Source organism: Mycobacterium neglectum (genome assembly GCF_002591975.1).
Classification (GTDB): Bacteria; Actinomycetota; Actinomycetes; order Mycobacteriales; family Mycobacteriaceae; genus Mycobacterium; species Mycobacterium neglectum.
This window is the reverse complement of sequence record NZ_NVQE01000015.1, coordinates 33,280-46,770: the sequence shown is the minus strand read 5'-3', so window position 1 is coordinate 46,770 and position 13,491 is coordinate 33,280. Positions and strand designations below refer to the sequence as shown.

Genomic DNA, 13,491 nt, shown 5'->3' with positions numbered 1-13,491 from the left:
ACGCTACGTCGCCAGCTCGATGCCGAACAGGACGACCGCGATCAACGGCAGAATGCCCTGAGTGATCGCCGCCCGCGCCTTGTCGGGCGAAGACACCAGGAGCACCAGCGCGGCGGCGAGCATGGAGCCAGTGCCAGCGAAGATGAGTGCGAGCCCGACGCCGACGTGCTCGAACCCGTAAAAGACAATGCCCACGAAGGTCACCACTGCCAGAAACAGGTTGTAGAAGCCCTGATTGAAGGCGAGCTCCTTGGTAGCGAGTGCCTGTTCCTCAGTGGTCCCGAACGTCGCCATGGTCCGGGGCGATGTCCAGGTCAAAGATTCCATCACCCAGATGTATACGTGCAGCAGCGCCGCGAGAGCGGCCACAATCAACCCTGCGTAAATCATTCAGGCACCTACGCTTTCGACTCGAACTATTCGAACAGGCCGGGCTGCCCGAATCCAGCGGCCCCGGCGGGCGGCGTCATTCCGAGGTGGGTCCAGGCTTGTGCGGTGGCGACGCGTCCGCGCGGCGTGCGGGCGATCATCCCGGCACGCACCAAGAACGGCTCGCAAACCTCTTCGACCGTGGTGGCTTCCTCACCGACCGCCACCGCCAGCGTTGACACCCCGACCGGGCCGCCACCGAAACTGCGTGTCAGCGCCGACAATACGGCGCGATCGAGCCGATCCAACCCCAGTTCGTCGACGTCGTATACCGCCAGCGCGGACTTGGCGATGTCGCGGGTGATGACGCCGTCGGCACGCACCTCGGCGAAGTCGCGAACCCGCCGCAGCAGCCGGTTCGCGATACGGGGCGTGCCACGTGAGCGTCGGGCGACTTCGGTCCCGGCGTCGCCCTGTAGCTCGATACCGAGGATGCCCGCCGAGCGGGTCAGTACCCGCTCCAGTTCTGCCGGATCGTAGAAGTCCATGTGAGCGGTGAAGCCGAACCTGTCGCGCAACGGCCCCGTCAGCGCACCGGAGCGGGTGGTGGCACCGACAAGCGTGAATGGCGCGACCTCGAGCGGGATTGATGTGGCACCCGGGCCCTTGCCCACGACGACGTCGACGCGGAAGTCCTCCATCGCGAGGTAGAGCATCTCTTCGGCGGGCCTGGCGATGCGATGGATCTCGTCGATGAACAGCACGTCGTGCTCGACGAGGTTCGACAGCATCGCCGCAAGGTCACCGGCGCGTTCGAGTGCCGGCCCGGAGGTGACCCGCAGCGAGGTGCCCAACTCGGCCGCGATGATCATCGCCAGCGAGGTCTTGCCAAGGCCCGGCGGGCCGGAGAGCAGGATGTGGTCCGGTGTGCCGCCGCGGTTCTTGGCGCCCTCGAGAACCAGCTGCAGCTGCTCGCGGACGCGGGGCTGGCCGATGAACTCCCCTAGCGACCGCGGCCGCAGGCTGGCGTCGATGTCTCCCTCGCCGACCGTCAGCGCGGCCGACACCTCCCTGTCGGAGGTGTCTTCGGATTCCGTGTCCTCGAATCGACCGGTCACTTTTTGCCCAGCATCGACAGCGCCAAGCGCAGCGCGGCGGTGGTGTTGGCCTCCGGGTCGTTGGCAAGCACCTTATCGGTGGCCTCTTCGGCCTGCTTGAGCGCAAAGCCAAGGCCGACAAGCGCTTCCACGACAGGCCCGCGGACGGCATGTCCATTCATCACGGCGGCACCGGAGGGTGTGATTGCGCCCATCTTGTCGCGCAGGCTCAGGGCCATCAGCTCGGCGGTCTTCTTGCCAACCTTCGGAATGCGGGTCAGCGCGGTGATGTCACCCTCGGCGATCGCCCGCCGAAGGGTGGGCCCGTCGTACATCGCCAACGCGCCAAGCGCGATGCTCGGCCCGATGCCCGACACCCCGAGCAGCGTCAGGAAGAGGTTGCGCGCATCGGCGTCCGAAAAGCCGTACAGCGTCATCGACTCCTCGCGCACGATCATCGCGGTGATCAGCCGGACCTCGCCGCCGCGGTGCAGTGTCGCCAGCGTGGTCGGGGTCGCCATGACCTTGTATCCGACACCTGCCGCCTCGATGACGACGTGGTCAAGGGCGACGTCGATGACCTCGCCGCGAACGGATGCGATCATCGTGCCGCCTTCGCTTTCGCCTTGATCGTGGCCTTGTACTTGCGTTGCTGCTCGGCGGCCAAGGCCTCGGCTGCCGCCATACGTGCGATCATCGGGGCGCGCCAGCAGTGGCAGATCGCCAGCGCAAGCGCGTCGGCCGCGTCGGCGGGTGTCGGTTTTGTCTGCAGCGCAAGGATTCTCGTCACCATCGCGGTGACCTGCGCCTTGTCTGCCCGACCGTTGCCGGTGACGGCGGCCTTGACCTCGCTGGGTGTGTGGAAATGGACGTCGATGCCGCGTTTGGCAGCCGCGAGTGCGATGACACCGCCGGCCTGCGCAGTGCCCATCGCCGTGTTCGCGTTCTGGTTGGCGAACACCCGCTCGATCGCGATGACATCGGGGCGGTGGGTGTCCATCCAGTACTCGACGGCGTCGCTGATGGTCAGTAGCCGACGATGCAGGGGCTCGTCGGACGGGGTGCGGACGACGTCCACGTCCAGCGCAATGACCCGTCGCCCCGTGCCGCCCTCGATGACGGACAACCCGCACCGCGTCAACCCGGGATCGACACCCATCACCCGCACGGGTCAGCTCCTTGTCTGTGAACACCTGTTCGAAGGAGCTTAACGCCGACAAGGGACACCTCAGCGGCTCGACACGCCCCCATGACAGGGCTGCGTGTCGGTCGAATCCAGCGGTTGATCGACCAGACCGTGCCGGTGGGATCTGTGAGAACTGCCACGATGATTATGTTGCGCGCGGTAGAGGGTATTCCGCTCGATTGAGGCCGCATAGCGCATTGCGTCGATGTGACGACGCGAGTGAGCGGCGCTACCGTCGCGAAGAGACCCGACCCCGACTCAGTGGAGCTGATCTCACCCAATGCCCGACGAGAACGAACTGGAAACCGCAACAAACCTCGCCGTCACCTTGGCGTGGGCCGCAGGCGCCATGACGGCCGCGTTTCTGCTGGGAGTGGTTCTGACCTGGGCGCTGGGCCGCATCGGCCGCCGGAGCGCCATGCTCTGCGACGTCGCCGAGCTGACGCGCATGCCGGTGCGGGCGACCCTGATGGTCGTCGCCGCGACCATCGCCGTGCAGCGGACGTCGGATCCGGCCGATACCTGGCGCCGGATGTTCGATCACTCGCTGCTGATCCTGCTGATCGTGGGACTGACCTGGCTGCTCACCAGCCTTGTCCAGGTCGCGGAGAGGCGAATGATCGCCCGCTTCGGCGGCGGCGGCGAAGAGATCTCCGATGCCGACCGCCGGTGGCGGCGGGTCCGGACACAGGTCACCGTCCTGCGCAGGCTGGCCACCGCCGTTGTCGTCATCTTCGGCGGCGCCGCAATCCTGATGACCTTCCCGTCGTTCTCCGACATCGGAACGACGGTGTTCGCGTCCGCCGGTGTGCTGTCCGTGGTCGCAGGCCTCGCCGCGCAGACCTCGCTCGGTGCGGTGTTCGCAGGTATGCAGATCGCGTTTTCCGGCGCTATCCGCGTCGGTGACGTGGTGCAACTCGAGAACGGCCAATGGTGGGGCCGTGTCGAAGAGATCACCCTGAGCTACGTCGTCGTGCGCCTGTGGGACGAGCGCAGGTTGGTGCTGCCGACCACTTACTTCACCACCGAACCGTTCGAGAACTGGACCCGTAGCGCCACCGAGATCATGGGTACCGTCGAGTTCGACGTCGACTTTTCCGTCCCGCTGAACGACATGCGGGCCGAACTGGACCGACTGCTCGCCCTCAGCGAGTTGTGGGACGGCCGCCGCGGCGTCCTCCAGGTGACCGATGCCGTCGGCGGGGTGGTCCGGGTGCGGATCGTCGTCAGCGCCCCGAACGCAGGCGCGTTGTTCGACCTACGGTGCGATGTGCGCGAGGGCCTGGTCGACTGGGTGCAACACCGTCGTGCGCTTCCGCTGCAGCGCTTCGAGGCTTACGAGACCGCCTCTGAACCCGCGCCGCGCCGCGAGACGATGGGCGAGACCAAGCGGGTCGCATCAGGCATGTTTTCCGGCAGCCCCGAGGCAGAAGAACGCGCACGGGCCTTCGACGAGAATGCCAGCTACGACGACGAACTGGCCCGATCAAACGGTAGGGGTTGAGCGGGCGAGAGCCCCACACCACGGTACTGAGGGGCCAACGCCGCGCCTGCGGCCAGCAGCGGCTCGGTATCACGCAGGGTGCGCGCCAGCACGAACGCACCCTCGAGCGCACCGACCAGCGCCAACGTGATCTCGCGGGCCCGCTGCGGATCGAGTCCCCGTGCCGCGAAGTAGGCAGCGCCACCGTCGATCCAGCCACGGAACACCACGGCCGAGGTGTCGCGGAGTTCTTCGACGGTGTCGGCGACTTCGGCGGCAACGCTGGCGACCGGGCACATGTTCGCGAATCCGGTGCCTGCCATGTCCTCGGCGGCCTGCGCAAAGACGCCCTCGATCGCGACGCCGAGGTCGGTGTAGGCATCGATGAGCGTCGGAATGAGCAGCCCATAGGCGGCCCCCGCGTTGATCAGCGCCTCGCGTGCGATCTCGACCTTGCCGCCGCGAAAGTGGTGGTACAGCGACCCGATCGGGGCGCCTGACGCCGTGGCGATGTCCTTCATCCCGACCGCCGCATAGCCGCGATGCCGCATCAACTCGGCTGTCGCGGTGAGGATCGATTCCCGCGTGGATCTTGCCATTGTCGCCTCCTGCAGAGAGACTAGAGCATACGTTCTAGAATCACCATTCTAATTAGGGGAATAGAGATGGAAATTGTCGTTTCTGCAGGAACCATCGAATACCGCCAGGAGGGCGACCCCGACGGCCCACCGGTGGTGCTACTGCACGGCCTGCTGATGAACGACACCCAGTGGAACCTCGCACTACCCCACCTGCCGAAGGGGTTTCGCTACCTGCTTCCGGTACTGCCGATCGGCGGGCATCGCGTCCCGATGCGCGACGACGCTGACCTCACGATGCCCGGCATGGTCGACGTGGTCGCCGATTTTCTCGACGCATTGGACCTCACCGACGTCACGCTCGTCGTGACCGACTGGGGCGGTCCGCTCCTTCTCACCGACGTCGGTCGCGACAAACGCGTTGCGCGACTGGTGATCTGCCCGTCGGAGGCATTCGACAACTTCCCGCCGGGGTTCCCCGGCAAGGTCACGTGGTTGGGCACCCGCACCACGGGCACCGTGAAGATGGCGATGCAGCAGCTGCGGATCGGCTGGCTGCGCGAACGGTTCTTCCTGTTCGGAATGATGGCCGCCAGACCCATCCCCCAGGACATCGTTGAGGCATGGACGGATCCCGGTATCGCCGACGTACGGATCCGTCGTGACCTGCTGAAGTATGCGCGTACCAAGATCGACAAGCCCAATCTCGTGCGCGCTACCAACCGGCTTGCGGAGTTCTCGGGTGACGTGCTGGTGCTGTGGAGCCGCAACCGCGTGATGCCCGTCGCGCACGCCGAGGCTCTGACCCAATTGACCGGCGGCACATTGCGTTACGTGGACGACGCCAAGGTGCTGATCATGCTCGATCAACCAGAGGAGACCGCACGGGCGATCGGCGAGTTCCTCAGGCGCTGAGCGCGCCGATCTGTCGCATCTGCGTCAAGACGTCAACCACACCCCACGTCTCGGCGACGCGGCCGTCGACAAAGCGGAAGATGAAGATCTCGTTGTACGTCACCGCTTTACCGGTGGGCGGCGTGCCCATCATCTCCCCGCGGTGTGTACCGGTGACGGTGTTCCTGACGACGATCTTGTCGCCCGCCGCGATCAGATCGTCCACGGCGACATGGAGATCGGGATAGACCGCGAAGAGCATCGACCACACCTGCTTAAGTTTTTCTGCGCCTGTCGCGCTGATCGGCAACGGGGTGCGGATCTCCGCCTCCGGCAGGACGAATTCGTCGATGGTCCGTGCGAGGAGTTTGACGTCGCCCGCGTTCACCGCGTCATGGAAGCGCTTGAACGCCGCGGTGTTCCGGGTTTCCTCGGCCGTGGACAGTTGACGCTCCTCGGGTCGCGCTATTCCTCGTCGTCCAGTTGAGCCGCGACGTCGTCGGGGATGTCCATGTTGGTATAGACGTCCTGCACATCGTCGCTGTCCTCGAGTGCGTCGACCAGCTTGAGCACCTTGCGTGCGCCGTCGAGGTCGACCGGCACGGTCACCGAAGATTGAAAACTGGCCTCTGCGGACTCGTAGTCGATGCCCGCATCCTGCAGGGCAGTACGCACAGCAATGAGATCAGTTGGCTCGCAAATGATCTCGAAGCTGTCGTCGAGATCGTTGATCTCCTCGGCACCGGCTTCCAGCACCGCGGTGAGTACATCGTCCTCGGTCAGACCGTTCTTCTCGAGGGTGACCAGTCCCTTGCGGGAGAACAGATAGGCGACCGAACCCGGATCGGCCATGTTGCCGCCGTTGCGGGTCATCGCGACGCGCACCTCGCCCGCGGCGCGGTTGCGGTTGTCGGTGAGGCATTCAACCAACACCGCGACACCGTTGGGTCCGTAGCCCTCGTAGGTGATGTTCTGGTAATCGGCGCCACCGGCTTCTTCACCGGCGCCGCGCTTACGGGCCCGCTCGATGTTGTCGTTGGGTACCGAGGACTTCTTCGCCTTCTGGATCGCGTCGTAGAGCGTCGGGTTACCGGCGGGGTCGCCGCCGCCGACCCGCGCGGCCACTTCGACGTTCTTGATCAGCTTCGCGAAGTTCTTGCCGCGGCGTGCGTCAATGACGGCCTTCTTGTGCTTTGTGGTCGCCCACTTGGAATGGCCGCTCATGCGTGTACTACCCGCTTCCTAAAGTCGTGCAACGTTCGATCGACGAGTCTACGGGGGCGTTTGCGCCCTATCGAACGGCGCCGGGAGGCGTAAGCGCGACAATCCGGTAGCCGATGCCTGCCGGCCAGCCGAGGTGCCCCTGAAGATGGACCTGAATCCACGTCGGCGCACCGGACGGGTCATCGGTGAAAGTGGCGGCGGCCTCCGTGATCGCGCTGGTCTCACCCGCCGCCCGGAGCACCACCGAGACCGACAGTGTCGGCTCACCGAGCACAGTCCGGTCATACGCCAGGCTGTCGGGCAGAAAGAATGACGTCGAGAAGTTCGGCGTCCGGATACCGCGTGGCGCGTTCGCCGCTCGGCGCAGCATCAGCCCGGCCGCCTGCGGCTTGCCGTCGAACCACGCGGTGCCGGCGTATTCGGTGCGCCTCGCCTCTTTTCCGTTGGGCAGACGGACGAGCGTGTCGATGCGCGGTTGCGGCTCGACCTCGACCATCGTCACGTCTGAATTGTGCGTGATTTGAGGTCGCCCTGGATGTAGTGCTGCAGATTCGGCGCGATGGCGTCGACGAGCTGGTCGTCGGTCATGGATCCGACGGGTTCGATCTTCCAGACAAATCGCATCATCGCCAAGCCCATGATCTGCGAGGAGATCAGGCCGCTGCGCACCAGTCGGTCCTTGTCGTCGACGCCGAGTTGGGATACCCCCATAAGGCTGCCCTCGACGACTCTGCGCAGCTTCTCGCGCGTCGCCTCGTCATGTGCCGCGGTGAGCAGAACCGCGCGCAGTACGGGGCCGATCTCCTCGTCGGCCCACGCCCCGAGCATCAGCCGCAACAACGCGGCACCCAGCTGGTCCACCGGCGTGGCCCACGTACGGGCGACACCGTCCAGCCAGCGTTGCGGCGGGTTCGTCGCCGCGTCGAGCAGTGCCTCCTTGGACCCGAAGTAGTGATAGACAAGCGCCGGGTCGACGTCGGCTGCTCGCGCGACGGCCCGCATCGTGGTGCCCGCCCAGCCGTGCTTGGCGAATTCGTCGCGCGCGGCCGACAGGATGCGCCCCGACAGCACTCCCCGTTCGTCGCGGGGGCCGGGGGCTGGGTTCTTCGGCACGATCGACAGCCTATCAAAAGTTTCACGTTGCGTTGAGACTAGTTTCAACGTAGCGTGAAACTCATGACGACGGAACGCCAACTCAACGGACCGCAGACCACCGGGCGTCACTACCGGAACCTCAGCCGGCCGGAGTTCAAGATCCGAAGCGACCACAACGCCGAGGTGCCGATGCGCGACGGCGTCACCCTGTTGGCCGACGTGCACCGCCCCACCGCGGACGGCAGGTACCCGGCACTCATCGCGGCGTCCCCCTATCCCCGTCAGATGCAGGACTTCGGCGCTCCAGCGGGGTTCATCGAGGCGGGAGCCACCGACTTCTGGGTGTCGCGGGGATACGTCCACGTGATCGCGAACCTCCGCGGAACCGGCGGCTCGGGCGGCACCTTCGGGTTCTTCGACCCGCAGGAACGCCAGGACATGTACGACCTGGTCGAGTGGGCGGCGGCTCAGCCATGGTGCGACGGCAACGTCGGCATGATCGGCATCAGTTACTTCGCCATGACCCAACTCGAAGCGGCCGTCGAGCGGCCCCCGCACTTGAAGGCGATCTTTCCCGTCGCGGTCACCGCGGACCTGTATGAGGCGGCCGCCCATCATGGACTGGTCAGCACGTCCTTCATCACGCCGTTCCTGTCGATGATGGGTTTGACGTCGGATCGCAGCGACGGGTTCTGGCGCCACAACCCCGTGATCGCGCTGGCCCGCCGGGTCCTCAACACGCCACGACTGCATCGCAAGTTCGCGACCATGAACGGTGAGGCCGCGGTCACGATGATGCGCGCACTGCTGAAGCTGCCGCACAGCCCGCATCCGTGGGACGACCTGTGGCTGGACACCGTCGTGAAGCATCCACTGCGCGACGACTGGTGGGAGGCGCGAAACCTGTTGCCCCTGATGAAGAACATCGACATCCCGGTGTATCTGGGCTGCGACTGGGAAAATGTGCCGTTGCACCTCCCGTCGACCTTCGCGTCGTGGGAAGCCTTGGCGGACAACCCGAATGTGCGGATGGCGCTGCTGGGACAGTTCGGCCTCACCTGGCCATGGGAAAGCCTTCATCACGAGGCGCTGGCGTGGTATGACCACTGGCTCAAGGGACGCAACACCGGAATCATGGACGGTTCTCCGATCCGTTACGTGCTACCCGGCGCCGACGGCTGGCATACTGCTGACCAATGGCCGCCCGCCGCAACGTCTCTCACCGAATTCGCGTTGAGGGCCGACGGCACGCTCGATGCCGCGGAGGGCACGCGGGGAAGTCGCGAATATCTGACCCTCGGTGCGGGCCTGAACCGGGTCAAGGCCAGCTCCATCGACCCTCCTGCCCAGCTGACATGGACCAGCGCACCGCTGACCGAGCCGAAGGACGTTGTCGGCGATGCCGAGCTGCGTCTCGTCGCATCGGCAACCGCCTTCGACACCGGTTGGATTGCCACTCTCCAGCACGTCGCCGCCGACGGGACAACCAGTGAGGTGACAGCGGGCTGGTTGAGGGCGAGTCTGCGTGCCGTCGACGAGGCCGCCAGCCGCCCCGGTGCCCCCGCGTTGCACTGCCGGACGTTTGCGCCGGTGCCTATCGGCGAAGACGTCGAATACCGGATTCCGTTGGTGTCCAACGCCCGTCGCTTCGCTGCCGGAGACCGCATTCGGCTCGTAGTCACCAGCGATGACCAGGACCCGCGTACACCCGCAATCATGAACTTCCGGCACGCAAGTGTCGGCACCAGCAGCCTGAACTCCGTCCGGTCGTCATCTCGGCTGGTTCTGCCGGTGCAGTCCTTCGGTAGTTAGCTCCGCCACACTGTCGCCGCTTCTAACTTACTCTGCAGTAAGGTATCCTTGAATCAAATCTGAAAGCGCGGATCATGACTGGAAGGACCGCGACTGATGTCTTTTTCCTTGGAGCTTTCCCCGGACCTTCTCCACATTCGCGACTGGGTTCACGAGTTCGCGACTGACGTGATCCGGCCCGCTGCGGCGGAGTGGGACGAACGCGAAGAGACGCCGTGGCCGATCATCCAAGAGGCGGCCAAGGTCGGCCTGTATTCCATGGAGATGTTCGCCGAGCAGTCCGCCGAACCGACGGGTCTGGGCATGCTCGTGGTGTTCGAGGAGATGTTCTGGGGTGACGCGGGAATCGCGTTGTCGATACTCGGCACCGGCCTGGCCGCAGCGGCGCTGGCCGGCGGCGGCACGCCTGAGCAGATGGGTGAATGGCTGCCGCAGATGTTCGGCACCGTCGACGATCCGAAGGTCGGGTCCTTCTGCTCTTCGGAGCCCGGCGCCGGTTCTGACGTCGGCGCGATCCTCACCCGGGCGCGCTACGACGAGGCAAACGACGAATGGGTGCTCAACGGCACGAAGACGTGGGCGACCAACGGCGGCATCGCCGAGGTGCACATCGTCGTTGCCTCGGTGTATCCGGAACTGGGTAGCCGCGGCCAGGCATCGTTCATCATCCCGCCGAACACCCCCGGTTTCGGGCAGGGCCAGAAATTCCTCAAGCACGGAATCAGGGCGTCGCATACCGCCGAGGTGGTGTTGGATGACGTCCGCATCCCTGGCCGCCTGATCCTCGGTGGCAGAGAGAAGTTCGAAGAGCGGATCGCGCGCGTGCGCGAAGGCAAGAAGGCCGCCGGCCAGGCAGCGATGGCCACCTTCGAACGGACCAGGCCCTCGGTCGGCGCGATGGCGGTCGGCGTGGCACGTGCGGCCTATGAGTACGCGCTGGGGTACGCGTTGCAACGCGAGCAGTTCGGCCGCAAGATCGGCGAATTCCAGGCCATCGCATTCAAATTGGCGGACATGAAGGCGCGAGTCGACGCCGCACGGCTGCTGGTCTGGCGGGCCGGCTGGATGGCCCGCAACGGCAAGCTGTTCGAAAACGCCGAGGGGTCGATGGCCAAGCTCGTCGCCAGCGAGGCGGCCGTCTACGTCACCGACGAGGCGATCCAGATCCTGGGCGGCAACGGCTACACGCGTGAGTATCCGGTCGAACGGATGCACCGCGATGCCAAGATCTTCACGATCTTCGAGGGCACCAGCGAGATTCAACGACTGGTCATCAGCCGCGCGATAACCGGTCTCCCCATCCGCTAGCAGGGAATTCGGCGCGCTTATCGACCGCGACGGTTGATAAGCGCGCCCGATTCAGAGTAATTCCACAAAGAGTTTGTGGATGCGGCGGTCGCCGGTCATCTCCGGATGAAACGACGTCGCGATCATCTTGCCCTGGCGCACCGCGACAATATGGCCGCCGGCCTCCCCAAGCACCTCGACGTCCTGGCCGACGCGCTCGACCCACGGCGCCCGGATGAACACGGCATGCACAGGCTTGTCGAGGCCGGTGAACTCGATATCGTCCTCGAACGAATCCACCTGACGGCCAAAAGCATTGCGCCGCACGGTCATGTCGATCGCCTTCAGCGGTGTGGCCTCGCGCCCGACGGAGCCGGCATCCATGATCTCGGTGGCCAGCAGGATCATGCCCGCACACGATCCGTAGGCCGGCATACCGCCGGCCAACCTCGCCCGCAGTGGTTCGAGCAACCCGAATTCCCGCAGCAGATGGCTCATCGTGGTGGACTCCCCGCCGGGGATCACCAGAGCGTCAACGGTTTCGAGTTCACGCAGCCGTCGCACCGTGGACGCCTCCGCGCCGGCCTCCCGCAAGGCCGCAAGATGTTCGCGAGTGTCGCCCTGAAGCGCGAGCACGCCGACATGCGGTGCGCTCACGGCGTGTAGTCGCGCTTGTAGCGGGTGAGCCCTTCCTGCGTCACCGCCGCCACCATCTCACCGGTCTGGGTGTAGATCTTGCCCTGGGTCAGCGAGCGCCCGCCAGACGCCGTCGGCGACGACTGGTCGTAAAGCAGCCATTCGTCGGCGCGGAACGGACGCATGAACCACATCGCATGATCCAGCGACGCAACCTGCAGATGTTGGCGCTCCGCGGCGTGGTGCACCTGTGCCGATCCGAGCAGAGTGAGATCGCTCAGGTAGGCCAGCGCGCAGACATGCAGCACGAAATCGTCGGGCAGCGGGTCCCGGTGGCGGAACCACACCTGCTGCTGGGAAGCCTTGCCGGGCAAGCGTTCCAGCTTCTCCTGTGGCACCACCCGCACATCCCACTCGGCGAACTGCTTGAAGCCCGCATCGTCGAACGCCTTGACCTCCGTCAGGCCCGGCAGGTCATCGGGCGGCGGTGCCGACGGCATCGTGTCCTGGTGGTGGATGCCGCTCTGGTCGGTCTGGAAGGACGCCGACATCGAGAAGATGGTCTCGCCGTGCTGGATCGCGTTGACCCGACGGGTGGCGAAAGATCCGCCGTCGCGCAGGCGCTCGACGATGAACACCGTCGGAGCCTTCGCGTCACCCGGCCGCAGGAAGTAGCCGTGCAGGGAGTGCACCTGGTACCTCGGATCGACGGTGCGTACCGCCGAGACCAACGACTGGCCGGCTACATGACCGCCGAACGTGCGCTGCCAGTTGCCCGATTCGGGGCTGAAGACACTGCCACGATAGATGTTGACCTCGAGTTGCTCCAGATCAAGGATTTCTTCGATAGCCACCTGACGTTCTTACCAGCCGCGTTCGGCGAGCCGGTGCGGGGCAGCGACGTCCTCCACGTTGATCCCGACCATGGCCTCGCCCAGCCCGCGCGACACCTTCGCCAGCACGTCGGGGTCGTCGTAGAACGTCGTGGCTTTCACGATCGCGGCTGCGCGGGCCGCCGGGTCACCGGACTTGAAGATGCCCGATCCCACGAACACACCCTCGGCCCCGAGCTGCATCATCATCGCCGCGTCGGCGGGGGTGGCGATGCCGCCGGCGGTGAACAACGTGACCGGCAGCTTGCCCGCCCGGGCCACCTCGACGACGAGGTCGTAGGGGGCCTGCAATTCCTTTGCCGCAACGAATAACTCGTCCTCGGACAGCGAGGTGAGTCGACGGATCTCGCCGCCGATCGCGCGCATGTGCGTCGTCGCGTTGGACACGTCTCCGGTGCCCGCTTCGCCCTTGGAGCGGATCATCGCCGCGCCCTCGGTGAGGCGGCGCAACGCCTCGCCGAGATTGGTCGCGCCGCACACGAACGGCACGGTGAACTTCCACTTGTCGATGTGGTTGGTGTAGTCGGCCGGCGTCAGCACTTCAGACTCGTCGATGTAGTCGACACCGAGGCTCTGCAGGATCTGCGCCTCGACGAAGTGGCCGATGCGCGCCTTCGCCATCACCGGGATGGTCACCGCGGCGATGATCCCCTCGATCATGTCGGGATCGCTCATCCGCGACACCCCGCCCTGGGCGCGAATGTCGGCGGGCACCCGCTCCAGAGCCATGACGGCCACGGCACCGGCGCCCTCTGCGATGCGGGCCTGCTCGGGCGTGACGACGTCCATGATGACGCCACCCTTGAGCATCTCTGCCATGCCGCGCTTTACCCGGGCGGTTCCGGTCTGGGACCTACCGTTCTGGGGTGCGGTATCCACTGCTATCTCCTCCGAATCGCTACTGATCCAGTCTAGAGGTGGCCGCAAATACAAAAGA

General features: G+C 65.6%; 16 protein-coding genes. 4 read left to right on the top strand and 12 right to left on the bottom strand.

Annotation, left to right across the window (positions count from 1 at the left end; genetic code table 11):
• Positions 1-3: 3 nt before the first annotated feature.
• From CSQ99_RS13950 to ruvC, 4 genes are read right to left on the bottom strand one after another with little or no spacing between them, the layout of a single operon-like run.
• The gene (locus CSQ99_RS13950; protein WP_099039629.1) at positions 4-390 is read right to left on the bottom strand and encodes a DUF1304 domain-containing protein; all 387 of its coding nucleotides are present in this window, start codon (positions 388-390) and stop codon (positions 4-6) included.
• A 26-nt stretch (positions 391-416) separates the two neighbouring features.
• On the bottom strand, positions 417-1,487 hold the full coding sequence (gene ruvB, locus CSQ99_RS13945) for a Holliday junction branch migration DNA helicase RuvB (protein WP_099039628.1): 1,071 nt from the start codon (positions 1,485-1,487) through the stop codon (positions 417-419).
• Positions 1,484-2,071 carry a Holliday junction branch migration protein RuvA gene (gene ruvA, locus CSQ99_RS13940; protein ID WP_099039627.1) on the bottom strand — a complete coding sequence of 196 codons (588 nt, stop codon included), beginning with the start codon at positions 2,069-2,071 and terminating at the stop codon, positions 1,484-1,486. Before ruvA ends, ruvB begins: the two co-directional genes overlap by 4 nt.
• Positions 2,068-2,634: a crossover junction endodeoxyribonuclease RuvC gene (gene ruvC, locus CSQ99_RS13935; RefSeq protein WP_099039626.1), complete on the bottom strand. Its 567-nt coding sequence runs from the start codon at positions 2,632-2,634 to the stop codon at positions 2,068-2,070. The genes ruvA and ruvC overlap by 4 nt, the downstream gene beginning before the upstream one ends.
• A 298-nt stretch (positions 2,635-2,932) precedes the next feature.
• On the opposite strand from ruvC, the gene CSQ99_RS13930 reads away from it, so the two are divergent.
• Entirely contained in the window at positions 2,933-4,156 is a 1,224-nt protein-coding gene (locus CSQ99_RS13930; protein ID WP_099039625.1) for a mechanosensitive ion channel family protein, read from the top strand.
• On the opposite strand, the gene CSQ99_RS13925 is transcribed toward CSQ99_RS13930, so the two are convergent.
• Positions 4,117-4,734: a TetR/AcrR family transcriptional regulator gene (locus CSQ99_RS13925; protein WP_099039624.1), complete on the bottom strand. Its 618-nt coding sequence runs from the start codon at positions 4,732-4,734 to the stop codon at positions 4,117-4,119. The two genes, CSQ99_RS13930 and CSQ99_RS13925, sit on opposite strands and share 40 nt — an antisense overlap.
• A 66-nt stretch (positions 4,735-4,800) precedes the next feature.
• Between CSQ99_RS13925 and CSQ99_RS13920 the strand changes: the two genes are divergently transcribed.
• The gene (locus tag CSQ99_RS13920; RefSeq protein WP_099039623.1) at positions 4,801-5,628 is read left to right on the top strand and encodes an alpha/beta fold hydrolase; all 828 of its coding nucleotides are present in this window, start codon (positions 4,801-4,803) and stop codon (positions 5,626-5,628) included.
• Here the strand turns inward: CSQ99_RS13920 and CSQ99_RS13915 are convergent.
• The 4 genes from CSQ99_RS13915 to CSQ99_RS13900 form a co-directional block, all read right to left on the bottom strand.
• Positions 5,618-6,052 carry an ester cyclase gene (locus tag CSQ99_RS13915; RefSeq protein ID WP_099039622.1) on the bottom strand — a complete coding sequence of 145 codons (435 nt, stop codon included), beginning with the start codon at positions 6,050-6,052 and terminating at the stop codon, positions 5,618-5,620. The two genes, CSQ99_RS13920 and CSQ99_RS13915, sit on opposite strands and share 11 nt — an antisense overlap.
• A gap of 20 nt (positions 6,053-6,072) precedes the next feature.
• On the bottom strand, positions 6,073-6,831 hold the full coding sequence (locus CSQ99_RS13910; RefSeq protein WP_099039621.1) for a YebC/PmpR family DNA-binding transcriptional regulator: 759 nt from the start codon (positions 6,829-6,831) through the stop codon (positions 6,073-6,075).
• Positions 6,832-6,898: 67 nt separating this feature from the next.
• Entirely contained in the window at positions 6,899-7,327 is a 429-nt protein-coding gene (locus CSQ99_RS13905) for a hypothetical protein (RefSeq protein ID WP_245908907.1), read from the bottom strand.
• 2 nt (positions 7,328-7,329) lie between these two features.
• Complete coding sequence (locus CSQ99_RS13900) at positions 7,330-7,944, bottom strand: TetR/AcrR family transcriptional regulator (RefSeq protein ID WP_245908903.1); 615 nt, start codon at positions 7,942-7,944, stop codon at positions 7,330-7,332.
• A gap of 63 nt (positions 7,945-8,007) precedes the next feature.
• Between CSQ99_RS13900 and CSQ99_RS13895 the strand changes: the two genes are divergently transcribed.
• Together CSQ99_RS13895 and CSQ99_RS13890 are read left to right on the top strand one after the other, a co-directional pair.
• Complete coding sequence (locus CSQ99_RS13895; RefSeq protein WP_099039619.1) at positions 8,008-9,738, top strand: CocE/NonD family hydrolase; 1,731 nt, start codon at positions 8,008-8,010, stop codon at positions 9,736-9,738.
• A gap of 96 nt (positions 9,739-9,834) precedes the next feature.
• The gene (locus CSQ99_RS13890; protein ID WP_099039618.1) at positions 9,835-11,046 is read left to right on the top strand and encodes an acyl-CoA dehydrogenase family protein; all 1,212 of its coding nucleotides are present in this window, start codon (positions 9,835-9,837) and stop codon (positions 11,044-11,046) included.
• Positions 11,047-11,097: 51 nt separating this feature from the next.
• Here CSQ99_RS13890 and pdxT read toward each other — a convergent pair whose 3' ends face one another.
• Genes pdxT through pdxS form a run of 3 tightly spaced genes read right to left on the bottom strand, consistent with a single transcriptional unit; the run spans position 11,098 to position 13,433 of the window.
• The gene (pdxT, locus tag CSQ99_RS13885) at positions 11,098-11,682 is read right to left on the bottom strand and encodes a pyridoxal 5'-phosphate synthase glutaminase subunit PdxT (protein WP_099039617.1); all 585 of its coding nucleotides are present in this window, start codon (positions 11,680-11,682) and stop codon (positions 11,098-11,100) included.
• Positions 11,679-12,515, bottom strand: coding sequence for an acyl-CoA thioesterase II (gene tesB, locus CSQ99_RS13880; protein WP_006246633.1), 837 nt, complete (start codon positions 12,513-12,515; stop codon positions 11,679-11,681). Before tesB ends, pdxT begins: the two co-directional genes overlap by 4 nt.
• A 9-nt stretch (positions 12,516-12,524) precedes the next feature.
• Complete coding sequence (gene pdxS, locus CSQ99_RS13875; protein ID WP_099039616.1) at positions 12,525-13,433, bottom strand: pyridoxal 5'-phosphate synthase lyase subunit PdxS; 909 nt, start codon at positions 13,431-13,433, stop codon at positions 12,525-12,527.
• Positions 13,434-13,491 lie beyond the last annotated feature (58 nt).

What these genes read in the sequence shown, in the direction of transcription:
- CSQ99_RS13950 (WP_099039629.1), bottom strand. Translation starts at nt 390, where the DNA reads ATGATTTACGCAGGGTTGATTGTGGCCGCTCTCGCGGCGCTGCTGCAC.
- ruvA (WP_099039627.1), bottom strand. Translation starts at nt 2,071, where the DNA reads ATGATCGCATCCGTTCGCGGCGAGGTCATCGACGTCGCCCTTGACCAC.
- CSQ99_RS13930 (WP_099039625.1), top strand. Translation starts at nt 2,933, where the DNA reads ATGCCCGACGAGAACGAACTGGAAACCGCAACAAACCTCGCCGTCACC.
- CSQ99_RS13925 (WP_099039624.1), bottom strand. Translation starts at nt 4,734, where the DNA reads ATGGCAAGATCCACGCGGGAATCGATCCTCACCGCGACAGCCGAGTTG.
- CSQ99_RS13920 (WP_099039623.1), top strand. Translation starts at nt 4,801, where the DNA reads ATGGAAATTGTCGTTTCTGCAGGAACCATCGAATACCGCCAGGAGGGC.
- CSQ99_RS13910 (WP_099039621.1), bottom strand. Translation starts at nt 6,831, where the DNA reads ATGAGCGGCCATTCCAAGTGGGCGACCACAAAGCACAAGAAGGCCGTC.
- CSQ99_RS13905 (WP_245908907.1), bottom strand. Translation starts at nt 7,327, where the DNA reads ATGGTCGAGGTCGAGCCGCAACCGCGCATCGACACGCTCGTCCGTCTG.
- CSQ99_RS13895 (WP_099039619.1), top strand. Translation starts at nt 8,008, where the DNA reads ATGACGACGGAACGCCAACTCAACGGACCGCAGACCACCGGGCGTCAC.
- CSQ99_RS13890 (WP_099039618.1), top strand. Translation starts at nt 9,835, where the DNA reads ATGTCTTTTTCCTTGGAGCTTTCCCCGGACCTTCTCCACATTCGCGAC.